Below are 25,206 nucleotides of genomic sequence, written 5' to 3'. Positions count from 1 at the left end.
TCCATCTTTTTATTTTATTCATGAGCCGTGGTTACACCTAGCTTCTGATCCGGATCGACATACTTGCGAATAATCGATACTTCGACGCGGCGGTTCTGTGCTCTGCCGACTGCTGAGTCGTTTGGAGATACTGGATGATACTCGCCGTATCCAATCGCACTGAATTTCTGTGGATCAAGCTGTGTATTCAGCATCAATATCTTCATGAAATTCAATGCCCGGGCGGAGCTAAGATCCCAGTTTGAAGGGTACTCTTTATTGGATATCGGTATATTGTCGGTATGACCCGAGACAATAACCTCATAGTCCGGGAACTGCTCCAGCATGTCCGAGATGGCCTTGGCCAGCTTCCGGGCATCCGGTTTCACCTCAGCTTCTCCGGAAGGGAACAGCGCTTTGTCGCTGATCGTAATCATTAGCTGGGACTGATTGAGCTTCGTATCAAGATCATTCGTCAGTCCATTCTGCTTAATATAGTTGTCCAATTGCTTCTTAAGCCCTTCCAGATTCTCCTGCTCCCGGCGCTTCAGCTCATTTACGCTGGCTTTTACCTCGTCCGGCTTAGGCTGTACCTTGAAGGATTGCATATCGTTGCTATTGAACGAGTTCTGATCCATAATGCCCGTTCCACCGTTAAGGACACTATTAAAGGCTTCGCTAACTTCTTTGAATTTCTGAGCATCTACCGAGCTCATACCGAACAGCACGATGAACATGGCAAGCAGAAGGGTCATAAGGTCAGAATAAGGAAGCAGCCAGCTCTCGTCAGCATGCTCCTCATGCTCTTGATTTCGTTTATTCCGTTTGCGCACCTTCACCCGCCCCCTTTTCTAGGATTTCAGCGCGTTCGGCAGGGGTTAAGAATACGGCAAGCTTCTGTTGAATTGCGATCGTAGACACCCCGGATTGAATAGATAACAGGCCTTCTACCATCATTAGTCGAATCTCTATTTCTTTTTTTGAGAGACGTTTTAGTTTATTGGCAATTGGATGCCACAATACGTAACCGGTGAAAATACCGAATACGGTTGCGATAAATGCCCCTGAGATCGCATGGGATAGAACTTCGACATTACTCATATCCGATAGGGCCGCGATAAGACCGACAACGGCACCGAGTACACCGAGCGTAGGAGCATACATTCCGGCTTGTGAGAAGATTTGCGCCCCTGCTTTGTGTCTTTCTTCGGTAGCGGCGATGTCCTCTGTCAGGACATCCTGCACGAATTCCTGATCATTGCCGTCAATGATCATCCGCATTCCGTTCCGTAAGAAATCGTCGTTGATTTCTTCTACCTTGGCTTCCAGAGCGAGCAATCCTTCACGGCGGGTAATTGTGGCCCACTCCGCAAACAGAGCAATCAGTTCACCCTTCGTAATAATTTTTGGCTTGACGACCGTCATTTTGAGCAGCTTTGGAAATTTCTTCAGCTCAGATAGCGGGAACGCCATGAACAGAGTCGCTGCGGTACCCACGAAGATAATGACAAAGGCCGCGGGGTTGGAGACCAAGCTTTCGATCGGCGCACCTTTTAGGAACATGCCCCAAATGAGTGCCACGAGTCCAAGAATAAGTCCAATAATCGTTGAGATTTCCATTGCACACCTCGTCCTTGAGATAATTATTCCATAATTCTGCCACCCGCATCCTTGCAGAACGGCATTTCTGATTTTATGGAAATGGCTTATCTTTTTTATCGACAGAATTCCCTTTTTTTTTAAGGGCGATTTTCCGGTATAATGGGACTACGACTCAATATTCGTTAGAGTGAAGGGAGAAGAATGATCGTGGGCGTGAAGCATGGCAGAGATTATGAATATATTTTGGCAGATCTCACGAAGGCGGTAGGCCAGATATCTGATAGCTATAATTTCTTTGAAATGGAGGCTTCTGAATGGGAGGCCCTATCGGAGGAGGAGAAGCTGGAAGTCCAGGAGGCGCTGGCAGAGGACTTGTTCTTTGCGCTAGGTACGGAGTCAGTCATTTCCGTTGGTAGTGCAGTGGTGATCTATGATGCAGACAACCATCGCATTAACTTCCTAATCGGAGAGGATGAACTGGATTTCGTTGCATTGATTTAATTTATATTGTGCGTGTTCAAAAAGTCAAGTTTTCAGCACCGAGAAGGTTGGATGAAGCTAGGGCCTGAGGAGCGGAGCGTACGTAGTTGGTACGTGAGTACCTGAGATGTTTCCGTAGGAAACATGACTTCGTAAGCATCTGCTTAGGCCCGGGTGAATTCAAGATTCGATGCCTTGATAGCTTTATGATTTACTTCGTGATCAAAGGTGAACTTTTTGAGCTACCTCTTATTCCCTTATTTTGTTTATACAGTAAACACTATGGTAATATATTGGATAGCATGATCGTTAAATAGAAGAATATAATGAATTAATATCTCATGTACGAATGGTATGCAAGAATGATATGGGGATATTTGAGAACGAACGGGAGGTAGAATTTAAATGCCGTTTACACCGCAGGAAATAGAAGCGCATTTAGAGAGACTGGAAGGATGGGAGCTAGAAGAAGGACGATGGATCGTTCGCAAGTATACCTTCTCTAATTATATGAAGGGAATCGCTTTTGTCGATGAGGTTGCAGCCATATCAGAAGCGTTCAATCATCACCCTTTTATAACCATTGACCATAAAACAGTGACGCTTCGGCTGACATCATGGGAGGAAGGCGGAATAACGGCCGTTGATATTAAAGAAGCACAGCAGTATAATGAGGCATTTGAGAAAGCACGTTCTGTAGGCTGATGCATCGATAGGCTCTATAGCCTGGCTGAAAGAGGAGTACTATGGATCTTTACAGCCGGCTCGTATAGAACAACGCCCACCAGGAATATCCTTGGCGGGCGTTCTTCGTGTTACGGTTATTTTTGCTCCGCAAGCCAGAGGGCTACGTTCGCAATTTCTTCGTCCTTCAGCCTATCCTGGAAGGTTGGCATTTGTCCTTTGCCTTTCTTGATGATGCCGTAGAGCTGATCCGCTGATAATGTAGCTCCGATTTTCTGCAAATTCGGACCAACTTGACCTTGCAGTTGATCGCCATGGCAACTGATACAGTTTGCCTTGATAATAGCATCGGCCTGATCAGCATTGAGTGTAATTTCAGGCATGGTTGGCTTGGCCTCTTTGGCCACTTCTTCTTTACCAGGTAAGGTAAAAATCAACACGATGGCCATAATGAATGCCACGCCGAGTAATCCGCTCATGATCCATTTCTGCACACGAATCGCCCCTTTTATGTAAGCTATCCATTCCATTATACCGGAACATCGCAGTGGATCATAGCGTTTGTGACAAAAAAAGTAATGATAATTTAGTGTTTTCTTGAAAATATATGCAAATCATCACAGACAACATTAAAGTTCGTTGTGGCCAGGCTCTTCTCCCTTAGGAAATCCGCGAAATACCATACAATAGTAAGGCTTGGAAATGCCGCCGGGCGTCATCTTCTCATATAGGTCCGTAATGACGAAGCCGGATTTCTGGTACGCTCGGATCGCTCTTTTGTTCCAGGTCAGGACCTCGAGATCCACCTCATTACTAGGCTTACGACGCAGCGCTTCCTCCACGATCGCGATGACAAATGATTTACCATAGCCGTGACCACATAAATCAGGTCTCATCCCGACCCCAATACGGGTTACTCCTTTGAGAGGGAAGTATTGGGCAAAGCCAGCGAGCTCGCCGGTCTCATCCAACAGGGAGGCGTATTGTTCGGCCCGTAGTGCAGGATTGCCGAATTCTACATCGAGCGCCTTCATCTGTTCCCAAGGGAGCCAGCTATATACGTCATAGGGAGAATCGTAGCGCCAGGTACAGATATCTGCGCCATGGTCTTCTTCCATAGGTACAATAAGAAATTTCGGAATATACTTTTCCATATTTACGCCTCCTTGCTTATTGCATGATAGGATGCCTAGATTACCTTTTTAAACTCACTCTAACGGGAATTCTATTCCTTGTAAAGGTGTTAGCGCGATTTTAGAATATTTTGCTTACCCAATACGTTGTAGAAGAGCGGAGATAAAAAAATGCAATTGATTCCGGGCTTGGAATCAACTGCATTATATAGTTATAAATGATGATAAATGAATGAATGAAAGTTAAATGGTTGAACGCTGGAGATTAAGCTTGGGCATACTGAGAATAAGTATACTGGCTAAGGATACGCTTGGCGCCGACATAACGCGCTTTGTAGTAGCTATTGCTCAAGCTGTCGATACGAACGCCCTTGGATGAGGAGGAATGTGCGAATTCTCCATTACCAACATAAATTCCTACATGGGATACGCCTTTACCGGTTGTATTGAAGAAGACGAGATCGCCAGGCTTCAACTGGCTCTTGCTTACCGCAGCGCCTTGCTTGAACTGATCTGTCGATACGCGAGGTAGGGTTACGCCCATTTTCTGATATACATATTTGGTGAAGCCTGAGCAGTCAAAGCCGCTACTGGCGCTGATTCCACCGAGTCTGTAAGGTGTACCGTATACCGAGTCAACAACATTAGTTAGTGTGGTGCTCGCAAAAGCATTGCCGCTTTGCATAGTGAAGAAGATGGCCAGGCTTGCTGCGGCTGCGATGATTGTTTTTCTCAAGATGTAAGCTCCTTCCAAGGCCTGCGAGGTTAGCTTGCGGATTCGGTTGAAGGTTCCCTATGGCAGCGTGATAGCGCCAATTCACCCCAAATGGTTCCCCCGTTTCCCGGGTGCTTAGGAATTCGGCTGTTCTTAGTTGATGCACCCCAAAAGTTACGATAGTTACAATAAAGATTACAAACTTGTTACTATTACACTGGTCATTTTACCAAACCCGCCCAGGTTTGACAAGCTTGTCGATAGATTTGATCTGGAAGTCTGTGTTTCTGTCTGAGTTCATAGGCATATAGGGCCAGAAGTGGGGGGAATGCAGGCCTTTAGGCAAATAAAAAACCCGCGGTTGTGGATTCCATTGAATCGCCGCAGGCTTAAAATTCGTTATTATTCTACATCATCGTGATCTGTAACTTCTCCAGTAGCATCTTCGTACTTGTCGGAACTCATAACGCGCTTAGCTCCAACATAACGATCTACATAATATTTCTCGCTCAATTTGCTAATTACAACGCCCTTGGAAGTGGAAGCGTGAGCAAATTTGCCTTCACCTACATAGACACCCACATGGGATATGCCTTTGCCTGAAGTGTTGAAGAACACCAGGTCGCCAGCGATTAGTTCATCCTTGGATACGGATTCGCCCATTTTATATTGCGATCCCGATTGGTGAGGAAGCTTGATACCGATCTTGGAGAATACATACATCGTAAATCCTGAGCAGTCAAACCCAGAAGTCGTTGTACCACCGGATACATACTTCGTTCCGAGCGCTCCATCAATAGCAGAGTCTAATTTGGAATCCGCGAAAGCGCTGCCAGTTCCGATGGAGAAAAGCAATGTAACACCAAGAGCTAATGTAGTTAACTGTTTCTTCAAGAAAAATACTCCTTCCGATTGCCTACGAGGTTAGCTTACGGATTCGGTTGAAGGTTCCCTATGATCCCTCTCTAGCGAGATCAATTCACCCAAAGTGGTTCCCCCGTTCCCCGTGAAGGGAATTCGGCCATGATTTCGTAAATAATTGTTATAATTACACTCGCTATTGCTATTACTTGACTTATTATGACAATAATGATTACAAAACTGTTACTGAATTTCTGCTGTTGTTATTGTAACAAAGAGAAGTATATTTTGGCAATGCCTAATTCACAAGATTCAGAGAGAAAAACAAAGAATAAGGCCTCCGATTCAGGCGGAGGCCTTGTGGTATAAGGGATTGTAATGGTAAAAGAATTTTAACTTTTTTGTGATTTTATTTTCCATAATTGATATTGAGAGGTTACTTCCCAAACTCTGAATAAACTTCGTATGAAAGGATAGCTTTGCTGCAGAATAAGAGCGAGTATTCCGGTCCATATCCACGATACTGAGCCAAAGATTAAGAACAAGATCAGTGCAAAAGCGCCAAGTAAGAGAGAGATGCCTGCTCCAGGAAGCACATATCGAATACCTATTAGAATAGACCCCCATAGCCCCTTTTTGAAAAGATAGCCAAATTGCGCAAATAGCAAGCATTGGTTAATGAGCCAGCAATAGATCATCCAAGCAAGTAGAACGGCCGACATCTTCAAGATCGGGGAGATCTGTATGGTTCCTGAGTGAAGTATGTCTGGCAGAAGTCCCTGGACGAGAGGGACAATCCATAATAGGGGCAGGCTGATTAATATAAGTTCGATAAATAGGAAGAAGAATACCGGCTTCCCAAACTCCTTCATGCCTCGGAACAGCGGAAGTCCGCTCTTTCGCTCCTCCTTGGGAATTAAGCCATACAGGATCCCTGCCTGGAGCAGGGGCGTCACTAGCAGTCGGATGAGAGCCATGCCGAGCAGAATCCCCAGATAGAGACGGATGTCTGAGCTATGCTTGAGCTCGTACTGACCTTCCAGAAGGAATAGAGCCGGGCTGAGCATATTGGGCGGGGGATCTGGGTATCTAACCAAGACCTCCGTAACTACTGAATTGACGAGCCTGTATAAAAATAGTCCCCAGAGCAGCTGATACAGAAACAGGATGATAATAGAGGGAAGCTGGTTTTTTATAAGACTCCATCCACTACGTATATAGATCATACTTTTCCCCCTCAAGTTTTGTTAAGGTAAGGCTTCGTAGAATGAGCTGCGGATAAATTTAATACGGAAGCATATACAGAGTTTTGTAAGGTCAGGTACCTACCATAATAACGAGCCGAGTACGGTCTCCAGCAATTTGACGATCGTTAAAGTAGAGCGGGTACTTACAGGCTCCTGAATCTCCGCTTTCAGGTAGTTGTTAATGTGTTTATTCTCTAGAACGAGCGCATATTCAGGATCGATTTGTACCCAATCCACAGGCTCTTTGTACTGGACCTTAATCTTCAGGGTGTCGTTATCCACATTCCAAGTCTTACGGAGAGTATGCCCGTCCTTGAACGAGAGCAATATGGCTACCTCTGGATAATTGGCGCCCTTACGACTTATATCGATGATTGATTCATAGACCGATCCGCTGCTCGAATTGGAGGGATGAATCTGAATTCGATCGACTGAGAAATCAGCCATTTTGTCGCTATATACGTATTGGTTGAAGTATTCCTTCCACGATCGACCCGTGATCTGCTCAACGGTACGCTGAAAATCTTTCGTTGTCGGATGCTTGAAGCGGTATTTGAGGCTGTAGCTGGACATGATTCGCTTCATCGTCTTGGCACCTACTTGCCTCTCAATATCAAGCAGGATCAGTTTCCCTCTATAATAAGCATTCTGGGCGTATACATCGCTATCTCCATATTTCCATGCATTCTGGGTTAGTGAAGCCGGGGAAGTGATGATCGCTGATTGGACCGGGAGTGGAAGGTTAGTTGTGAATTCCTGCTCCATCAGCTTATCTTCGGCATAGGAGGCGAATCCTTCATCCAACCAGGCTTCTTCGAACTCATTACTTGCAATCATTCCGTAGAAATACTGGTGAGCAATCTCATGGATAACTGTACGCTCCAGCTCATTGTAATCTGGGGAATCACTCTTTGCTCCGAAGGAAGTAACCAGAGTTGGATACTCCATGCCCCCTGCACCGTTCGCTTCTGCGGGCGGGACCACAATCGATAACGTAGAGTATGGGTAGCGTCCGTACCACTTGCTGAAGTTAGCCAAGGCTACCTTGGCGGCATAGAAATAACGTTCCTTTAAATCCTTATGTGCAGGATCAAGATACAACTTAATTCGCACGCCGGGAACCGTGTCGGAAGAGAAAGGCTCTTCTGCATAGACGAAGTCTGGCGAGGCTGCCCAAGCGAAATCATGCACATCGTCGGCATAGTAATGGACGAGCTTCCGTCCGTTCTGGTTGTTAGCTGCCTTGGTCGGGAAGCCGGTGGCGGCGACGGTGTAGTTGTCGGGGACATCGATCTCCACACTGTATATACTGAAATCGGAATAGAATTCTGAATTACCATGGTATTGATGCAGATTCCAACCTTCAGTGGCTCGTCCCCTTGTATCGGCAGGCTCGTACACGCTTATCTTGGGGAACCATTGCCCAGCCATAACAAAATCGCCAGCAGCACCCATGCGGGCAAAGATCTTCGGTAGCTTCACTGTGAAGTTGATCTTTAGGGTAATGCTCTCACCACTTTGGACAGAGACAGGCAGACGAACTCTAACCAGCGTTTTGTCCTTGGTATTGCCGTCATCGGGTTGGACATATTGAATCCGATGAAGCAGGGAGATCCCATCGGTTGTCCGAATTTCGGTCAGCTCCATCGATCCCCAGCCATCCTTCGGCATGGCGTCATTCCGCAGCTTGCCGCCCGATTCCTTCATAAATGTACTGTCTGCTGAGGCAAAGGCATTCGGATATAAATGAAGGTAGAGCTCGTTGACCGATTTCTTGCCAGGATGCGTCCAGGTAACCGTCTCTGAACCTGTCAGCGTATTTTCTTGTTCATCCAGCTTAACGTTGATATGATATTCCGTTACACGGTTGCTGAGCACCTCAGCGGTTGGCTGCTGGATGCTCTCGCTCTGAGGCGCGGAGGATACATGCTCTATCCCAGCTATTTGCCCAGGCTTGTTCTTATCTAAGGTGAAGGCAGCCTGATGAGTCTGGCTCTGTTGGTAGAAATATAGGGCCGTTCCGGCGACGAGGCATAGCGCGACGAAGGAAAGGCCAAAGATCAAAATTCTTCGGGTCATACAATGGATACCTCCCGTTGACAAGCATCTACAGCATGTATATGTTTGCATTTGGAAGATTATTAGCTAAAATTAAATTAAGTTGAGGAAACCGTTTCGACTACAGCTTGATGGCGTTTTTCGCTTTGAAATAAACAGAGTATGAACGAAAAGGGGAAATGGAGGATAACATGGATCAATCACAGAAGACGGGTAAGAAGATTTTCGCCCTGAATATTATTAGTAATGAAGAGAAGAGCAAGCATAAGGGCTTCGGCGCGGGCTCAATTGATCTGAACAGTATGTCGCCGGTAATTATCGATGTGGACGAGACGTATATTGATATCGGGGCCATGCATGCGAAGAGTAAAGTAGAGAAGGGTATCAAATTCTCCATGAATCGTGAGGACGTACCGAATGGACGCCAGGTATGGATCGTCTGGGTAGCGGTTGACCGGACTCCTGAGGGGCAATTTTATGGCGGGATGACAGCCTGTGAGATGCTCATTGATAAGGAAGCACGCCGTGGCTGGAAGATTCTCGCTGATCACGTGAACAAGATGGACTATGCACTGAAGCGTAAAGTAATTCTCGACGGCTTGTCGCCGGAACAGAAGGCCTCGCTTAAGCAATTGCTGGTAGACACAAATGCAGAATGGTGGGAGAATTCTCCGGAAGAGCTGAAGGCGGCGCTGGAAGCATAGGCACGGACAATTCAACATAAATATTAGAAAGCACCCCATGAGTTATGAACAGGCCATGCCCGTTTACTCTCTATGAGGTGCTTTTTTTCTGCATTTATTAGTACGACTTCAGATAGTCCGGCTTTCAGCACCGAAGCTTATGCTTCCGAGGTGCGTTTCTTCGAAACGCTTCTGTTGGATGAAGCTAGGGCCGGACTTTATTCGTCTTTACCTAATAGGACGGTAAGTCCTAGCAAGGTCACGACGATGGTAGCTCCCATATCGGACAAGACAGCGATCCAGAGGGTCAGCCACCCTGGTATCGTAAGCAAGAGAGCAATTAACTTCAAGCTAAGGGAGATGCCGATATTCCACTTGATGATTCGGCTCACCTGTCTGGCGACCTTGATTGCACCTGGCAATTTGCCAAGATGGTCCTGCATCAGTACGATATCTGCGGTCTCGACCGCACTATCGGTTCCTTTGCCCATAGCGATGCCTAGTTGCGAAGCTGCCAGTGCTGGCGCGTCATTGATGCCGTCGCCAACCATCGCGACATTCCAGCGAGTAGCCATTTTCTTCACTTGGTCAACCTTCTGTTCAGGAAGCAACCCGGCATGCCAATCAGTTACACCTGTCTTCATAGCAACCGAACGCGCCGAATAGGAGTGATCACCGGTTAGCATAACGGTGTGTTCGATGCCGTAACGATGGAGCTGGGCGATGACGTTCGGACTTTCTGCTCTGAGTTGGTCGGCGAGCCCGAACAATCCGAGTACCTGGTGTTCGGCGGCCATGATTACAACTGTTAGTCCTTCTTGCTTAAGTTGGTTCAGCTCTGTCTTTACTCGATGGCGGGTCTCTTCGCTAATTGTGATTTGCTCCAGTATTTCTTCACTGCCAGCCCAGTAGCGGGTTCCTTCAACGTCCGCAGCAAGCCCTACACCCGGCAGGGTAATCAGTCCGGAGACGGAAGGAAGCCTCGATTTGTCGATGCCTTGGTTAGTGACCTGACGGACGATAGCTTGCGCGAGCGGATGCAGTGATCCGGCTTCAAGAGCCCCAGCAATAGGGTGGAAGAGCTCGGGTTCGTATACGACCTCACGAATAACGGCAGGACGGCCTTCGGTTAAGGTTCCGGTCTTGTCAAAAGCGATAGCATTGATCTTGCCAAGCTGTTCCAGATGCACGCCGCCTTTGACGAGGACGCCATTGCGGGCACTTCTTGTCATTCCGCTAACGAGGGCAATTGGCGATGAGAGCACAAGCGCACATGGACAACCTACAATCAGAATGGCCAGTCCTTCGTAGACCCATTTCATCCATGGCTGACCTAACAGCAGTGGCGGAATCAGTACGACAAGAGCGGCGATGATCATGATAGCCGGTGTATAGTACTTAGCGAATTTATCAATGAATAATTCAGTCGGCGTCTTCGTATCTTGAGCCTCTTGTACCAGATGCATGATCTTGGCCAAGGAAGAATCCTCATAGGCTTTGCTGATCTTAATCTTCAATAAGCCTTCACTATTCACACTGCCTCCAAATACATTGGAGCCAGGCTTCTTCGTAACAGGGATCGACTCGCCGGTTATGGCCGCTTCATTCACGGCACTATGGCCTTCAGCAACAGTACCATCGGAAGGGATCTTCTCACCAGGGCGAACGAGCACGATGTCGCCAACCTGCAGACTGGCGATCGGTACGATAACTTCCTCTGTTCCACGAATCAGGACTGCTTGCTTCGGTGCTGCATCAAGCAGCGCCTCCATGGATTTCCGTGCTCGGCTCATGCCGTAGCCTTCCAGAATCTCGTTAAGTCCGAATAGGATAGCGACCAGGGTTGCTTCCTTCCATTCGCCGATAATAACGGCCCCTACTAACGCGACAGTCATCAGGGTATCCATATTGAACCGGAAACGAGTCAGGTTGCGCAAACCACGCAGGAAGGTTGGGTATCCACTGAGTACGATGGCGATCAGATACATGCCTACAAGGACACTCTTAGGAAGTACACTTCCTAATACAAAAGTTAGAATATATATAATTGCTGAAATACTGAGGAACCATTTCTCCTGCTTGCCTTCACCGTCACCATGACTATGTCCTTGACTGTGATCATGGCCATGGCTGTGGCCTTCCGCATGGTTATGGCCCTTGGAATGGCTGTGGCCGTGGGGATGAGAATGATCCTTGCCAGGATTCATAGCGACTGTCGAGTCCACAGCGGTGGACGCCTCAGCCTCGGCCCGGCTGGCCTCCGGATGAATGAGTGAGGCGCCGTCGCTCTTCAAGATTTTCTCTACCTTCTGAACATTAATCCCAGGTCGCATGAGCAGGCGTCCACTATTGTACATCAGGGCGGCATCATGCCCGTGCTCCAGCTTGCGGATTTGATCCTGCATCTCACGTGCACAGTTGGCGCAGGATAATCCTTGAACTCGATATTCAACTCTTGTGTCAGAGATGGCTGCTTGCTGACGATCGTCGGATCTACTCATGATCGTTCCTCTCCTTATGGTGTTCCAGGGTCATCGTAATCAGCGCCTGGATATGATGGTCTTTCAAGGAATAGAAGACATGCTTGCCGTCCTTGCGGGACTTCGTAATGTTCATTAGCTTCAATTGCCGCAGGTGATGGGATGCGGTAGCTACGGAGGTTCCAAGGATAACAGAGATGTCATATACACATAACTCTTGATCCTGCAGCAGGTAAGCGATTTTCATTCGATTTGAATCGGATAAGGCTTTGAAAATTTGCGTCATGCCTTCGATATCTTCTTCACATAACGTGTGCCGCAGTACCTCTGCTCTAGAGGGGTCTCCGCACACATGCTCATAAGTCTCTTCGGCTAATTGGTCGCCCATCGTATTTCCTCCATTGGAATCATGATTATAAAATTATATTCAAACATTTATTTGATTGTTTGAGTATAGTATATACCCTTTCTAAGTGATATTCAAACGAACATTTGAATGATTGGGCTTTTTCTTATTTTACTATGCAAAAAATCAAAGCCAGCCGGATTATCCGGCCGGCTTTGATTTTTTGCTGAAGCATGGATATGGTTCTTCTTGTCAATCTTGCTTCGAATTCATCCACCAGCGCTTCAGATCCTTCCACCATGATTTGCTCTCAGGTTTCTCTGAGGTAGGTATCGGCTCCGGAGGAGGCTCGTTGCTGCTATGGGCGGAGCAGAACTCTGTCGGTTCTGTGCCTTGAATAAATACTTCCAGCTTCTTATTAGGACAATCAGCCGTGGCCAGTTTGCCGGTAATGGGATCGATATAGACGCTGACGACACTGTCGGGAATCGGGAATATTTTTGGCGGGACCTTTTCTAACGCCTTCTCTGTGAACTTGGCAAAGATCGGGGCCGCCTTTCGCGATTCGGTTGTATCCAGCGTCTTGCCCTTGTCATAACCGACCCAGACTGCAGTGGATAATTCGGGCGTGAAGCCGACAAGCCAAGCGTCAGTACTCGTTGTGCCTGTCTTTCCAGCAACTGGCCGTTTAATATCAGAGGATACCCGGTTGCCGGTTCCGCCTGTCTCGAATACGCTCTCCATCAACTGGGTCAGGACGTATGCGGCGGCAGGCTCCACGATTGTCTCTTCTTTGGGCTGCGGCGCTTCATACAATACTTTTCCGTCTTCATCGGTGATTTGGAGTACGGCGATTGGCTTGACGCTCCTGCCCTGATTGCTGATAACCGCGAAGGCGGTAGCCATTTCAAATGGACTGATTGGAGAGGTGCCGAGCGCTAGGGAAGGGACGGCCTGCATCGGACTGGTGATGCCCATTTTCCGAGCCATCTCAATGACTTGATCGGCGCCGATCTTGAGTATCGTATTTACGGCATAAATATTGTCGGAAGCAGCGATAGCCTGACGCATATCAATCTCTCCCAAATATTTGCCCCCGAAATTTTTAGGACTATAGGTCTTGCGATTATCGTCGTAATGGAACAAGGTCGGCTGGCTGTTGAACTGGCTGGCGCTAGTCATCTTCCCTGAAGCCAGCGCCGACAGGTACATAATCGGCTTGAAGCTCGATCCGGGCTGACGGGTTATAGCGAATACATGGTTATATTGGCTTTTGGTGTAGTCCGTCCCACCTACGAGCGCTCTGATCTGACCATTACGTGGATCGATGGAGACAAGCGCGGCCTCCAGATCACCGGAATCGCTCAGCTCAGACTTAACCGCATTTTCTGCCGCTTGCTGGGCCCCTAGATCAAGGGTTGTGTAGATTCTAAGGCCGCCATGCTCCAACTCGTTCTCATCAAAGCCCAATTCATTAACGACGATACTCCGTACATAATCACGGAAATAGGGGGCGATGCTTAAGGCAGCGCGCTCCTGACGCGTCTGGAAGGACAACATCTCTTCATAGGCCTGGTCTGCTTGTTTCTGCGTAATATCGCCGGTAGCCACCATCGCTGAGAGCACGATCTTCTGACGGTCCTTGGCGTTCTTCATATGATTATATGGTGAATAGTAGGTAGGACCTTTTGGAACACCAGCCAGCATGGCGCTCTCTGCCAAGTCGAGGTCTTTAGCATGCTTGCCAAAGTACATTTGCGCCGCTGTCTCAATTCCATATGCCCCGTGACCATAGTAAATTTCGTTCAGATACATCTGTAGAATATCTTCTTTGCTGTACTTCATCTCCAATTGCGCCGTGTACATGGCCTCTTTGACTTTCCGAGACCAGGTGCGTTCATGGGAGAGATAGAGATTGCGGGCGAGCTGTTGTGTCAGTGTACTCGCTCCCTGCACTTTCTCCATTTCTTTTAAATTCACGAACATGGCTCGGGCCATCCCTTTGACATCAAAGCCGAAATGATCATAAAATTGCCGGTCTTCCGTAGCAAGCGTAGCCTGGATCAGCCATGGCGATATTTCCGTTAGCTTCACGCTGGCACGGTTCTTTCCTCCATCGGAGAAGACGGCGATGGTCTCGCCGTTTCGACTGAAGAGCTCGGAGCTCTGTTCGGAATAGGATAGTGGGAGATCGGTTTGATATAGGTAGATCAGCAAGATACCGGCGGCGAGTACGCCAAGTAGTCCGGTGGATATCGTGAGCTTAAGAAACAACCGCCTTTTACGCGGTGATTGGCGTCGATTGCCGCTGCGTACGAGCCTTTGCATGACTGTACGCCTCCCTCCTGTGAATGTATCAAGTATTTGCGTAAATGCCGCGAGAGGACATTAGATAGTATTAACCTTGTAATATAATGATTAATTTGCAGAGCGCTTTTCATAGCCTATAAGCACTTGCGGGCATAGTATATGTACTCTTAGTATGGGAAAGTTTGAAGGAGATATTCATAGGTAGGAACAGCAAAGCGGTGAGTTTACATTTTTACAGAATAGAGACTGTTGCAATTTTGCCTTGTTTTAATATAATCATTCTTATGTTTGGTGCAATATATTAGGAAGTGAAACTTTGCGAGTAGTCGAGAAGTGAAGCTAGAGGCCCCGATAATCCGCTCGTGGGTGCAATATAGCGGCTAGACAACTATTCTATTGGAAAAGGTAATTCAAACAGTCCATTTTTTGATCATGAAGCCGGGCCTAAGCAGATGTTTACGTAGTCATGTTTCCTTGGGAAACATCTCAGGTGCTCACGTACACACTACAAGCGAATGCTTCCGAGGTCGGTTCTACGAAAACGTATAGCTGCGCTCCTCATGCCTGCTTCATTCAACCTTCTCAGTGCTGAAGAGTGGACGCTTTGAACTTTTACTGGAAGGAATGATGTACGATGGAATTGTGGTTTACGGAGAAACAAACTCCCGTCTTTGGCATTACCGCAAAAATTAAGGAAACGTTAGTTACGGAGAAGACGGATTTTCAGGATTTGTCGATCATCGATACCGAAGAGTTCGGGCGAATGCTCGTCTTAGATGGAATGGTCATGACAACGGTTAAGGATGAGTTTGTTTATCATGAGATGGTCGCTCATCCGGCTCTCTTTACGCACCCGAATCCGAAGCATGTGTTAGTAGTAGGAGGCGGTGATGGCGGCGTGATCCGTGAGGTGCTGAAGCACCCTGAAGTGGAGATGGCGGTCCTCGTAGATATCGATGGCAAAGTTATTGAATATTCGAAGAAGTTCTTGCCGGAGATTGCCGGAGAATTGGACAACCCCCGTGTTGAGGTTCAAGTGAATGACGGGTACATGCATATTGTGGAGAGCAAGAATAAATATGATGTGATCATGGTTGATTCTACAGAGCCGGTCGGTCCCGCTGTACAATTGTTCGAACGTGGATTCTATCAAGGAATTTATGAAGCGTTAAAAGAAGATGGGATCTTCGTTGCGCAAACGGACAACCCTTGGTTCAAGGCCGACTTGATCCAGAAGGTGAATCAGGACGTGAAGGAGATCTTCCCGATCGTACGTGTATATGGAGCTAACATTCCAACATATCCAAGCGGTCTTTGGACATTTACGCTAGGCAGTAAAACCTATGATCCGCTGCAAGTCGATGAGACCAAAATACCTGAGATCGATACGAAATACTATACACCGCGCCTGCACAAGGCTGCATTCGTACTGCCTAAGTTCGTAGAAGATCTTGTAAAATAGGAGGAACCGTAAAATGAAATTAGATCAGGCTTACTCTGGTAACGTATTTATTTGTAGTTCAGAAGATTATGCTGCTTCGAAAGCAGTCATTTACGGGATGCCAATGGATTATACGGTTAGCTTCCGTCCAGGCTCTCGCTTTGGTCCGGGACGAATCCGCGAGGCCTCCGTTGGTCTAGAGGAATACAGTCCATATTTGGATAAAAGTATTTTGGACCTTGCTTATTTCGATGCTGGAGATTTGCTGCTCCCATTCGGGAATGCATCCCGTAGTCTTGAGGTGATTGGAGAATATGTACGCGGTCTGCTGGCTGACGGCAAATTCCCGATTGGTATGGGTGGGGAACATCTTGTCACTTGGCCGGTAATTCAGGCGATGTACGAGAAGTACCCTGATCTAGCCCTCATTCATATCGACGCACATGCGGATTTGCGCGAGCAGTATGAAGGGGAGGCTCTCTCCCACTCGACTCCGGTTCGTAAAGCGGCTGCACTGATGGGCGGAGATAATGTATATCAATTCGGTATCCGCTCAGGCTCCAAGGAGGAATTTCTGTTTGGACGCGAGAATACGAATTTCTACCCATTTGACGTAGCTGCTCCGCTCAAGAGCGCTCTACCTAAGCTGGGAAGCCGTCCGGTATATGTTACGATCGATATCGATGTGCTCGATCCTTCATGCGCACCAGGAACAGGAACTGCCGAAGCAGGTGGCATTACTTCTAGAGAATTGCTGGAAGCGATTCATATGATTGCTGGTTCTGATGTTCATGTTGTTGGTTGTGACTTGGTTGAAGTTGCACCGATTTATGATCCAACAGAACAGACGCCAATCGTGGCTGCCAAGCTGATTCGAGAAATGCTGCTCGGTTTTGTTAAATAATTGGACTGAAGATAAGATATAATCGAAGCCGCCGACACTTCTGCCCGGCGGTTTTTGCTTGAATTATTTTGTTAACATCCCAAGGTAAGGGAACGCTATGGCTAGTGAATGTTTGCCAATTCCGATTGAATTGCGGGAATGAACTGGATATAGTAGTACAGTGAGATACAATGTAATATTATAGAGGTTGTTCAATTATAGAATGGAGATTTGCGTTATGACCGATAAGAACGGAGCCAAAATTGTAATCAAGAGCCGTCAGGGGCAAGAGGAGACGATCCAGGAACTTACTGGCGAAGCTATGGTTCGTGGCGACGTTATCTATATTCGCTATGAAGAAGCGGAGAAAGGGCCGACCGGCGGAATAACTCGGGCGCTTGTTAAAATCTCGGGAGATGAGGTTAAGATTATGCGCCACGGAGAGGTGGAGTCTGAGCAGACCTTCCGCGCCGGACATAAATTACCCGGATTCTATTTCTCCCCATTCACGAAATTCCATTTGTCCACGGTAACACATCGGTTGGAATCCAAGCTCTCGGGTGCTTTTGGACAAGTTACCTGGGACTATGATCTATATGTCTACGATGAGCTATCAGGGAATTTTAATATTAGTCTACTTATTCAGGAGGAAGCGTAAGATGACACTCAATCCATTAGAACAGGTGAATCAGAATTTAAAAGAAGCCATATTCGAGGCGATTAGCGCGGCTGGTCTGGCAGCGGGGGAGGATATTCCGGCAGTAGTACTGGAAGTTCCGAAAGATAAGGCACATGGCGACCTGGCAACGAATGCTGCGATGCAATTAACCCGAATCGCCAAGCGGAACCCTCGCCAGATTGCCGAAGCGATTATCGAGCATTTGGATCATGACAAGGCAGGAATCGTCAAGGCAGAGATTGCGGGTCCGGGCTTTATCAATTTCACACTGAGCAAGAGCTATCTGTTCCCGATTATTGAACAGGTCTACCGTCAAGGTGAGGATTATGGTCGTACGGTTAAAGGGGCAGGGCAAAAAGTCCAAATGGAGTTTGTCAGCGCCAATCCAACAGGTAGCCTGCATCTAGGTCATGCCCGCGGAGCTGCAGTAGGCGATGCGCTCTGTAATGTACTCGATTTCGCTGGATATAAGGTAACTCGGGAATATTATATTAATGATGCCGGGAACCAGGTCGTAAATCTATGCAAATCGATCGAAGCAAGATATCTGCAGGAGCTCGGACAGGATGCAGAAATGCCAGAGGATGGCTATTACGGTGAGGATATTAAGGGCTTCGCTAAAGAACTGGTTGCCGAACAGGGCAATGCATTAATGTCGATGTCTCCAGAGGAACGTACACAGTTCTTGCGCAAATACGGCCTGAATAAAGAGCTGGACAAGATCAAGCGCGACCTGGGACGCTTCCGGGTCAGCTTCGATGAGTGGTTCAGCGAGACATCGCTCTATGCGGACGGACAGGTTGAAGCTGCACTAAATGAGCTTCGCTCCAAAGGGATGACTTATGAGCAGGAAGGTGCTACATGGCTTAAGACGACACCGTATGGCGACGATAAGGATCGCGTGCTCGTGAAGAATGACGGTACTTATACTTACCTGACTCCTGATATCGCCTACCACCGGAATAAGTATGATCGTGGCTACGACCGGATGATCAATATTTGGGGTGCCGATCACCATGGTTATATTCCGCGGGTCAAAGCGGCTATGCAGGCGCTGGGCAAGGACCCTGAGAAGCTGACGGTTCTGATTGCGCAGATGGTCAGCCTGTTCCAGGACGGCGAGAAAGTGAAGATGTCCAAGCGGACTGGCAAAGCGGTCACCATGGTTGACTTGATGGATGAAGTAGGCGTAGATGCAATACGTTACTTCTTCACCATGCGCAGTATGGATTCCCATCTCGATTTTGATATGGACTTGGCTATTTCCACCTCAAATGAGAATCCAGTGTATTATGTGCAATATGCCCATGCGAGGATTTGCAGCATTTTCCGCCAGGCTGAAGAACAGGGAATCGCCCTTCCGACACCAGATTCTGTGAATCTGAACAAGCTGACGTCGGAGCATGAGTATGATTTGCTGCGGAAGATTGGCGAATTGCCAGAGGAAATCGGGATCGCTGCCGATAATTTCGCCCCGCACCGTCTCGTTCGCTACGTGTACGAGCTGGCAGCACAGCTTCATAGCTATTATAGAGCGGAACGCGTAATTACGGAGGACAGCGAGCAGACTGCGGCACGACTTGCCCTGCTCGGCGCTGTACGGACGACGCTGGCTAATGTACTTCGTCTGATCGGTGTGTCCGCACCGGAACGGATGTAATGATAGAAGGCGATGTTGACTTCGATAGAGTCAGCATCGCCTTTTTACGAAGTCATAGCCATAATTAAATAATTAGATCTGCAACTGCAGATTGTTATTTGTGGGTGTTAACCTTGATTTACTTCGATCGGTTTTCTTCTCAAAAGCGGACTTTTTGAACTACCTCTATTAGGAAGACTTACTGCGACTCTTATTGCGAAGCAGCCGCGACGCGTTGAGCTCCCCTGCAGTGGGCTTCGTCCTTGACACAGTGGCAGGGATCGGTCGGGCTGTGCGGCGCAGCTTCCTCTTAATCTCCGACAGCTTCAGTCCGGGACGGGCCGCAAGCAGCAGGGCAACAGCCCCGCTGACGTGAGAAGTGGCCATAGAGGTTCCATTCATCTCATGATAGCCTCCGCCTAGCCAGCATGAGCTGACCTTCTCCCCAGGAGCGTAGATATCAATATAGGGACCGTGATTACTGAAGGAAGCAATACGTCCGTCCTTTCCGGTTGCTCCGACGGAGATGGTATTTGGATACCGCGCCGGGTAATCGATTTTTCGAGTTTTCTTGTCATTACCTGAAGAAGCAACGACGACGATGCCTGCTGCGTGGGCTTTGCTAATAATATTTTGTAGAGATTGACTCTTATTCTTCATTCCGAAGCTCATGTTTATAATGTGCATATGGTTTCTGATGCACCAGTCGATTCCGAGGATAATATCGGAGACGTAGGCGGAGCCGTTATGGTCGAATGCTTTCACGGGATAGACGATCGAGCGCGGGGCTACGCCCATCATTCCTCTCGAGCCGCCGGATGCGGCGATCGTGCCAGCGATGTGGGTGCCGTGTCCATTATCGTCGTAAGGAAGCATTCCTCGGTTGAACAGATTGATCCCTCTTCCCAGGCTGTATCTGAGATCAGGGTGGCTGAAGTCTGCACCTGTATCAATGACCCCGATGCGGATTTGGTTACCGGTGGAGATGGACCAGGCATCTTGCGCACCGATGCGCTTCACTCCCCAGGGCTGGAGACTTTTCTTATCTTTGTCCGTGGAAGTAGAGTGAACGCGAATTCGGGTGTCTTTTTCTAGCATCAAACCGAATCTCGTGTCGACGCTTCCGCTATTATGGGATAAAGGACAGAAAAAGGCCTGCAATAGCGGCGAGACGCGAACTCTCCGCAAGGCCGGGAATTGACGTTTGTAATCCTGCAGCTGGCGCAAGCATTCTTTATACTGCAATTTCTGGGCGAAGCGGAGAATATACCGCCCGCCTGTTCCAGAGGTGTCTAGGTGTTCGCTTAGATATCGCAGGAATTTGGAGTAGTCCATTGGTTAGCCCCTCCTGACGAAGCGTGTTGCAGTATATTATGACAACGCATCAGGACTCGAATGGGGAAGGGGCCCTGTTTCCAGGAAATGGGCAGGGGATGGGAATGAGTCAAGTTAAGATGATTTTTCTAACTTAGGCGTAGGTGCGGCGTGTCAATGCAGCAATCTGGACATAGGATAAAGTGAAGGCCCTCTGCGGCCTTCAGGGCCATCGGGGAGGAGATAAGGGTCTCCTTTTCGAACGGATACAGTCAGTTGGCAGGGTGAAAGCCCTGCCTCTTTTTATGTTTGGGTGGTCACTTTTTAAACACATTTTAAAACTTGCAATTTAATGTTAAATAAGGTTTACTATTTTGTGATATGGATAAGTTAGATTAAGAAATCGATATTTTAAGCTCGATTTTTTGGTGAACATTGCGTGAGAGGATGTGTCCGTAACGTGAGTAATTCGCTCAATTTGAAAATTGACCCGGAGAAAGCCCAGGAGATCCCAATGGTGGACCTGGCTTTTATGGTACTGAAGGTGGCTAATACGCCGTATTATTATCGTGACCTAATGAATGAAGTTGCTAAGATTCGTGGAATGTCTGAGGAGGAAATTAGCGACGTTATTGCACAACTGTATACGGAGATTAATATCGATGGCCGTTTCGCTTGTGTTGGCACCAATCTGTGGGGTCTGAAGCGCTGGTATCCGCTTGAGAAGTCTGAGGATGCAGTTAGCAGTGGCAAGCGTCCTCGTATCATTAACGACGAAGATGATGATCTGGATGACGACTTCGTTGAAGAGGAAGAAGATGGCTACAACTCCGAAGAGGAAGACGATTATGATGCAGTCGACGAGGATTCTGATGATGACTTGTTTGCAGATGAAGACGAAGAAGAAGACGTCGAGGCTGTAGAAGATGACTCGCTTCTGGATGAGGAAGATCTGGATGACGAAGAAGATGATCTAGCGGATGACGAGACTGAGGAAGAAGATTATAGCGACGAAGACTAAGAGCGCGTGATCCACAGGGGTTTTTGAACTACCTTTTAAAGAGAGAGAAACTTCAAATATTTTACCTTCCTCCTTCACTTGACAGGGGCTAAGGTAACGAGTAAACTATTGCATGGGCTTATGATTCAACCATAAATAATGTATTTTATATAAAAGTGCCCCGACGTTGTTCGGGTGTCACTTTTTTGTTTTTTTATGCCCATTTGGCTATGTTTTTACGCTAAATGGGTTACGCTATATTGATCTATAGTCGCCAGGGAATTGTGAGTAATGTTCAAAGGTTGTTCAAAGGTCATTTTCATCGTTAAACGTACCTGGTTGCTGATTTCCGTTCATCATGAATTCAGCCCGGACTTCTGATATGACTGACTTTTTGAACCCGTACAAATTTAGGAGGTTTTTGGACTGTGACAAAATATATTTTCGTGACAGGTGGGGTCGTTTCTTCATTAGGTAAAGGAATTACGGCTGCATCATTGGGAAGACTGCTCAAGAACAGAGGATTGAAAGTAACAATTCAGAAATTTGACCCTTATATCAATGTGGACCCGGGAACAATGAGCCCTTATCAGCACGGTGAGGTATTCGTTACCGATGACGGCGCTGAGACAGACCTTGATCTCGGTCATTATGAACGGTTTATTGATATTAACCTGTCGAAGAACAGCAATGTTACGACTGGTAAAATCTATTCTTCTGTTATTGGTAAGGAACGCCGCGGCGAATATTTGGGCGGTACGGTACAAGTCATCCCACACATCACGAATGAGATCAAAGAACGGGTATTCCGCGCTGGCCGTGAAGCAGGCTCGGACGTTGTCATTACCGAAATCGGGGGTACGGTAGGCGATATTGAGAGTCTGCCATTCCTAGAGGCGATTCGTCAGATTAAGAGTGAAATCGGCCGTGAGAACGTGATGTATATCCATGTTACGCTGATTCCTTATATCAAAGCTGCCGGTGAAGTGAAAACCAAACCAACTCAGCATAGTGTAAAAGAATTGCGCAGCATCGGTATTCAACCTAACGTGATCGTATGCCGTACTGAGCATGAGCTGTCCGAAGATATGAAGGCGAAGATCGCCCTGTTCTGCGATATCGATCCTAGTGCCGTTGTAGAGTGTCGCGATGCGAATACTTTGTACGAAGTGCCTTTGAATTTGCGTGAAGAAGGTCTAGATGAGATTGTAGTTAATCATCTGAAGCTGACCACTCCTGCACCGGATATGAGCGAATGGGAGCATCTGGTTGACCGCATCAGCAAGCTGGAGAAGAAGGTAGAGATCGCCATCGTAGGTAAATATGTTGCTCTGCATGATGCTTATTTGAGCGTTGTAGAATCCCTCTCCCATGCCGGATTTGATGCGAATGCTGATGTATCGATTCGTTGGGTCAATGCTGAGGAAGTTACCGAGGATAATGTTGAGCAAAAGCTGAAAGGCATAGGTGGCATCCTTGTACCAGGCGGTTTCGGCGACCGGGGAATCGAAGGCAAAATTACGACGATCCGTTATGCGCGTGAGAACAATATTCCGTTCTTTGGAATTTGCTTAGGCATGCAAGTTGCTGTTATCGAATATGCACGTGCACTTGCTGGCTTTGAAGGAGCTAACAGTTCTGAGATCAACCCGTCTACTGAATTCCCTGTGATCGATTTGCTTCCAGAGCAGAAGGATATTGAAGATCTGGGCGGCACGATGCGTCTTGGCTTGTATCCTTGCAAACTGCAGGAAGGTTCTTTGGCTATGCAATGCTATAATGATGAACTGGTCTATGAGAGACACCGCCATCGTTATGAATTTAATAATACTTACCGTGAGGCGATTGAAGCAGCTGGTCTGAAAATTTCCGGTACTTCGCCAGACGGAAGATTGGTCGAGATCGTGGAGCTTCCGAACCATCCTTGGTTCCTGGCTGTACAGTTCCATCCGGAATTCACTTCCCGTCCGAATCGTCCGCAGCCGTTGTTCCGCGAGTTCGTGAAGGCGGCAATCACTCATATATCCTAATCGAGCGTCTAGCTTAGGCAGCTCGAACCCTACGATCTATTCAAAATATTCGCCTCAAATGATTTTTATAGTATCTTTTTTCCATTTTAGAAGGGATATACAAATTTGAAGCGAATATAGTCATTCAGTATGAAATGGGTGGATCGTAGGAGGTCTGTTTTGTGGATGAGAAGAAGGTATTGATTGTTGACGATCAGAATGGTATCCGCATCTTACTGATGGAAGTATTCAGCAGTGAGGGATACATGACGTTTCAAGCACCAAATGGCAAAATTGCCTTAGAGATTGTACGTGCTGAGTCGCCGGATCTAGTTCTGCTTGACATGAAGATTCCGGGAATGGACGGACTTGAGATTCTGAAGCATATCAAGGAAGCGAATCCTGAGATCAAAGTGATCATGATGACGGCTTACGGCGAGCTGGACATGATTAAGGAAGCGACCGAGCTCGGAGCACTGATGCACTTCACCAAACCTTTCGACATCGATGAAATACGTACGGCAGTAAATATGCACTTAAAGGGCGGGGCAGTCCTTTAAGGTCAGAAGGAACCTCGGCAAGCAAAAGGCGGGGTTCCTTCTTCCGTTTAGCTGATTTCACCATTATTTACATGATATTTTGTGTATTTTGTATACAAAAGCATGAATAGTATTTTTGCTTCGATGTGGTATAATAAAACATGTGTGAATGTCGGCTAGAAATCTAGATAATCCAACATCCTTAGGAGGATTGAAACCATGCCATTAGTATCCATGACTGACATGTTGAACAAAGCGCTTGAGGGGAAATACGCCGTAGGTCAATTTAATATCAACAACCTCGAGTGGACTCAAGGAATTCTTGCGGCTGCTGAAGAAGAGAAATCCCCAGTAATTCTGGGCGTATCCGAAGGTGCAGCACGCCACATGAGCGGCTTCTATACCGTTGTTAAGATGGTAGAAGGTCTTATTCATGACATGAAAATTACGGTTCCAGTTGCGATCCATCTGGACCATGGTTCCAGCTTCGACAAATGTAAAGAAGCAATTGATGCTGGCTTTACTTCGGTTATGATTGACGGTTCCCATCATCCAATCGATGAGAACATCGAAATGACGAAGAAAGTAGTAGAATACGCTCACGCTAAAGGCGTGTCCGTTGAAGCTGAAGTAGGAACAGTAGGCGGACAAGAAGACGACGTAATCGGCGGCATTCAATATGCTGACCTTCAAGAATGCGTACGCATCGTTAATGAATCAGGTATCGATACTCTTGCTCCTGCGCTTGGTTCCGTTCATGGACCTTACCATGGTGAGCCTAACCTTGGATTCAAGGAAATGGAGGAAATTCGTGATGCAGTGAAGCTTCCGCTCGTTCTTCATGGCGGTACAGGCATCCCTACACACGATATTCAGAAGGCAATCTCCCTCGGTACTTCGAAGATCAACGTGAACACGGAGAATCAAATCTCCTTCACGAAGAAGGTTCGTGAAGTTTTGGCAGCAAAACCAAACGAATATGATCCTCGTAAATATATCGTTCCAGGCCGTGATGAGATCAAAGCTACAGTTATCGGCAAGATCCGTGAATTCGGTTCGAGCAACAAAGCGTAACTAACGTTTGAGTTAGCCTAGCTTGGTGCTGCGATTATAGATAGCCTTTG

At 47.3% G+C, this 25,206-nt stretch carries 23 protein-coding genes and 2 riboswitches; of the genes, 11 read left to right on the top strand and 12 right to left on the bottom strand.

Annotation, left to right across the window (positions count from 1 at the left end):
- Positions 1-14: 14 nt before the first annotated feature.
- A complete protein-coding gene (gene motB / locus ABD014_RS21260; RefSeq protein ID WP_343864643.1) occupies positions 15-812 on the bottom strand; it encodes a flagellar motor protein MotB in 798 nt (265 codons plus the stop codon).
- Entirely contained in the window at positions 796-1,599 is an 804-nt protein-coding gene (gene motA, locus ABD014_RS21255) for a flagellar motor stator protein MotA (RefSeq protein WP_343864641.1), read from the bottom strand. The genes motB and motA overlap by 17 nt, the downstream gene beginning before the upstream one ends.
- A 189-nt stretch (positions 1,600-1,788) precedes the next feature.
- On the opposite strand from motA, the gene ABD014_RS21250 reads away from it, so the two are divergent.
- Positions 1,789-2,082: a hypothetical protein gene (locus ABD014_RS21250; protein WP_343864639.1), complete on the top strand. Its 294-nt coding sequence runs from the start codon at positions 1,789-1,791 to the stop codon at positions 2,080-2,082.
- Positions 2,083-2,466: 384 nt separating this feature from the next.
- Entirely contained in the window at positions 2,467-2,766 is a 300-nt protein-coding gene (locus tag ABD014_RS21245; RefSeq protein ID WP_068778064.1) for a 4a-hydroxytetrahydrobiopterin dehydratase, read from the top strand.
- Positions 2,767-2,882: 116 nt separating this feature from the next.
- Here ABD014_RS21245 and ABD014_RS21240 read toward each other — a convergent pair whose 3' ends face one another.
- The 6 genes from ABD014_RS21240 to ABD014_RS21215 form a co-directional block, all read right to left on the bottom strand.
- Positions 2,883-3,239, bottom strand: a complete 357-nt coding sequence (locus ABD014_RS21240) for a c-type cytochrome (protein WP_343864636.1) — start codon at positions 3,237-3,239, stop codon at positions 2,883-2,885.
- Between the two features lie 135 nt (positions 3,240-3,374).
- Positions 3,375-3,899, bottom strand: coding sequence for a GNAT family N-acetyltransferase (locus tag ABD014_RS21235; RefSeq protein ID WP_343864634.1), 525 nt, complete (start codon positions 3,897-3,899; stop codon positions 3,375-3,377).
- 244 nt (positions 3,900-4,143) lie between these two features.
- A complete protein-coding gene (locus ABD014_RS21230) occupies positions 4,144-4,614 on the bottom strand; it encodes a C40 family peptidase (RefSeq protein ID WP_343864632.1) in 471 nt (156 codons plus the stop codon).
- A gap of 3 nt (positions 4,615-4,617) precedes the next feature.
- Positions 4,618-4,752: riboswitch (cyclic di-AMP (ydaO/yuaA leader) on the bottom strand.
- 243 nt (positions 4,753-4,995) lie between these two features.
- A complete protein-coding gene (locus ABD014_RS21225; RefSeq protein ID WP_343864630.1) occupies positions 4,996-5,487 on the bottom strand; it encodes a C40 family peptidase in 492 nt (163 codons plus the stop codon).
- A 3-nt stretch (positions 5,488-5,490) separates the two neighbouring features.
- Positions 5,491-5,626, bottom strand: a riboswitch (cyclic di-AMP (ydaO/yuaA leader).
- Between the two features lie 220 nt (positions 5,627-5,846).
- Positions 5,847-6,680, bottom strand: a complete 834-nt coding sequence (locus ABD014_RS21220; protein ID WP_343864628.1) for a hypothetical protein — start codon at positions 6,678-6,680, stop codon at positions 5,847-5,849.
- 99 nt (positions 6,681-6,779) lie between these two features.
- Positions 6,780-8,780, bottom strand: coding sequence for a M1 family metallopeptidase (locus tag ABD014_RS21215; protein ID WP_343864626.1), 2,001 nt, complete (start codon positions 8,778-8,780; stop codon positions 6,780-6,782).
- 170 nt (positions 8,781-8,950) lie between these two features.
- Here ABD014_RS21215 and ABD014_RS21210 point away from each other — a divergent pair, with 170 nt between their 5' ends.
- Entirely contained in the window at positions 8,951-9,463 is a 513-nt protein-coding gene (locus tag ABD014_RS21210; protein ID WP_343864624.1) for a YwhD family protein, read from the top strand.
- Between the two features lie 197 nt (positions 9,464-9,660).
- Here ABD014_RS21210 and ABD014_RS21205 read toward each other — a convergent pair whose 3' ends face one another.
- From ABD014_RS21205 to ABD014_RS21195, 3 genes are all read right to left on the bottom strand, one after another.
- Entirely contained in the window at positions 9,661-11,943 is a 2,283-nt protein-coding gene (locus ABD014_RS21205; protein ID WP_343864622.1) for a heavy metal translocating P-type ATPase, read from the bottom strand.
- Complete coding sequence (locus ABD014_RS21200) at positions 11,936-12,310, bottom strand: ArsR/SmtB family transcription factor (RefSeq protein ID WP_343864620.1); 375 nt, start codon at positions 12,308-12,310, stop codon at positions 11,936-11,938. The genes ABD014_RS21205 and ABD014_RS21200 overlap by 8 nt, the downstream gene beginning before the upstream one ends.
- 210 nt (positions 12,311-12,520) lie before the next feature.
- Entirely contained in the window at positions 12,521-14,596 is a 2,076-nt protein-coding gene (locus tag ABD014_RS21195; protein ID WP_343864618.1) for a transglycosylase domain-containing protein, read from the bottom strand.
- Between the two features lie 616 nt (positions 14,597-15,212).
- Between ABD014_RS21195 and speE the strand changes: the two genes are divergently transcribed.
- The 4 genes from speE to argS all read left to right on the top strand — a co-directional run bounded on the left by speE (position 15,213) and on the right by argS (position 19,241).
- Positions 15,213-16,040, top strand: a complete 828-nt coding sequence (speE, locus tag ABD014_RS21190; protein ID WP_343864616.1) for a polyamine aminopropyltransferase — start codon at positions 15,213-15,215, stop codon at positions 16,038-16,040.
- Between the two features lie 13 nt (positions 16,041-16,053).
- Positions 16,054-16,923, top strand: a complete 870-nt coding sequence (gene speB / locus ABD014_RS21185; RefSeq protein ID WP_343864614.1) for an agmatinase — start codon at positions 16,054-16,056, stop codon at positions 16,921-16,923.
- Positions 16,924-17,140: 217 nt separating this feature from the next.
- A complete protein-coding gene (locus tag ABD014_RS21180) occupies positions 17,141-17,560 on the top strand; it encodes a YwiB family protein (RefSeq protein WP_343864612.1) in 420 nt (139 codons plus the stop codon).
- A 1-nt stretch (position 17,561) separates the two neighbouring features.
- Positions 17,562-19,241: an arginine--tRNA ligase gene (gene argS / locus ABD014_RS21175; RefSeq protein WP_343864610.1), complete on the top strand. Its 1,680-nt coding sequence runs from the start codon at positions 17,562-17,564 to the stop codon at positions 19,239-19,241.
- A gap of 168 nt (positions 19,242-19,409) precedes the next feature.
- Here argS and ABD014_RS21170 read toward each other — a convergent pair whose 3' ends face one another.
- Positions 19,410-20,555, bottom strand: coding sequence for a S8 family peptidase (locus ABD014_RS21170; protein ID WP_343864608.1), 1,146 nt, complete (start codon positions 20,553-20,555; stop codon positions 19,410-19,412).
- 439 nt (positions 20,556-20,994) lie between these two features.
- On the opposite strand from ABD014_RS21170, the gene rpoE reads away from it, so the two are divergent.
- The 4 genes from rpoE (at position 20,995) to fba (ending at position 25,156) form a co-directional block, all read left to right on the top strand.
- Positions 20,995-21,555 (top strand): DNA-directed RNA polymerase subunit delta, encoded by a 561-nt coding sequence (gene rpoE, locus ABD014_RS21165; RefSeq protein ID WP_343864606.1) that lies wholly within the window; start codon positions 20,995-20,997, stop codon positions 21,553-21,555.
- A gap of 407 nt (positions 21,556-21,962) precedes the next feature.
- On the top strand, positions 21,963-23,564 hold the full coding sequence (gene pyrG / locus ABD014_RS21160; protein WP_343864604.1) for a CTP synthase: 1,602 nt from the start codon (positions 21,963-21,965) through the stop codon (positions 23,562-23,564).
- 161 nt (positions 23,565-23,725) lie between these two features.
- The gene (locus ABD014_RS21155) at positions 23,726-24,103 is read left to right on the top strand and encodes a response regulator (RefSeq protein WP_126994525.1); all 378 of its coding nucleotides are present in this window, start codon (positions 23,726-23,728) and stop codon (positions 24,101-24,103) included.
- A gap of 198 nt (positions 24,104-24,301) precedes the next feature.
- Positions 24,302-25,156, top strand: a complete 855-nt coding sequence (fba, locus tag ABD014_RS21150; protein ID WP_343864600.1) for a class II fructose-1,6-bisphosphate aldolase — start codon at positions 24,302-24,304, stop codon at positions 25,154-25,156.
- Positions 25,157-25,206: the final 50 nt, after the last annotated feature.

It is taken from the genome of Paenibacillus motobuensis (assembly GCF_039521865.1).
GTDB lineage: Bacteria > Bacillota > Bacilli > Paenibacillales > Paenibacillaceae > Fontibacillus > Fontibacillus motobuensis.
The sequence above is the reverse complement of the archived record's forward strand: the minus strand, read 5'-3'. Positions and strand labels throughout refer to the sequence as shown.

Bases quoted from the DNA above. Each gene is read 5' to 3' on its own strand.
- ABD014_RS21215 (WP_343864626.1), bottom strand. From the start codon at position 8,780: ATGACCCGAAGAATTTTGATCTTTGGCCTTTCCTTCGTCGCGCTATGC.
- ABD014_RS21195 (WP_343864618.1), bottom strand. From the start codon at position 14,596: ATGCAAAGGCTCGTACGCAGCGGCAATCGACGCCAATCACCGCGTAAA.
- argS (WP_343864610.1), top strand. From the start codon at position 17,562: ATGACACTCAATCCATTAGAACAGGTGAATCAGAATTTAAAAGAAGCC.
- ABD014_RS21205 (WP_343864622.1), bottom strand. From the start codon at position 11,943: ATGAGTAGATCCGACGATCGTCAGCAAGCAGCCATCTCTGACACAAGA.
- speB (WP_343864614.1), top strand. From the start codon at position 16,054: ATGAAATTAGATCAGGCTTACTCTGGTAACGTATTTATTTGTAGTTCA.
- ABD014_RS21245 (WP_068778064.1), top strand. From the start codon at position 2,467: ATGCCGTTTACACCGCAGGAAATAGAAGCGCATTTAGAGAGACTGGAA.
- ABD014_RS21210 (WP_343864624.1), top strand. From the start codon at position 8,951: ATGGATCAATCACAGAAGACGGGTAAGAAGATTTTCGCCCTGAATATT.
- ABD014_RS21220 (WP_343864628.1), bottom strand. From the start codon at position 6,680: ATGATCTATATACGTAGTGGATGGAGTCTTATAAAAAACCAGCTTCCC.
- ABD014_RS21200 (WP_343864620.1), bottom strand. From the start codon at position 12,310: ATGGGCGACCAATTAGCCGAAGAGACTTATGAGCATGTGTGCGGAGAC.
- ABD014_RS21180 (WP_343864612.1), top strand. From the start codon at position 17,141: ATGACCGATAAGAACGGAGCCAAAATTGTAATCAAGAGCCGTCAGGGG.
- fba (WP_343864600.1), top strand. From the start codon at position 24,302: ATGCCATTAGTATCCATGACTGACATGTTGAACAAAGCGCTTGAGGGG.
- motA (WP_343864641.1), bottom strand. From the start codon at position 1,599: ATGGAAATCTCAACGATTATTGGACTTATTCTTGGACTCGTGGCACTC.
- ABD014_RS21170 (WP_343864608.1), bottom strand. From the start codon at position 20,555: ATGGACTACTCCAAATTCCTGCGATATCTAAGCGAACACCTAGACACC.
- speE (WP_343864616.1), top strand. From the start codon at position 15,213: ATGGAATTGTGGTTTACGGAGAAACAAACTCCCGTCTTTGGCATTACC.
- ABD014_RS21235 (WP_343864634.1), bottom strand. From the start codon at position 3,899: ATGGAAAAGTATATTCCGAAATTTCTTATTGTACCTATGGAAGAAGAC.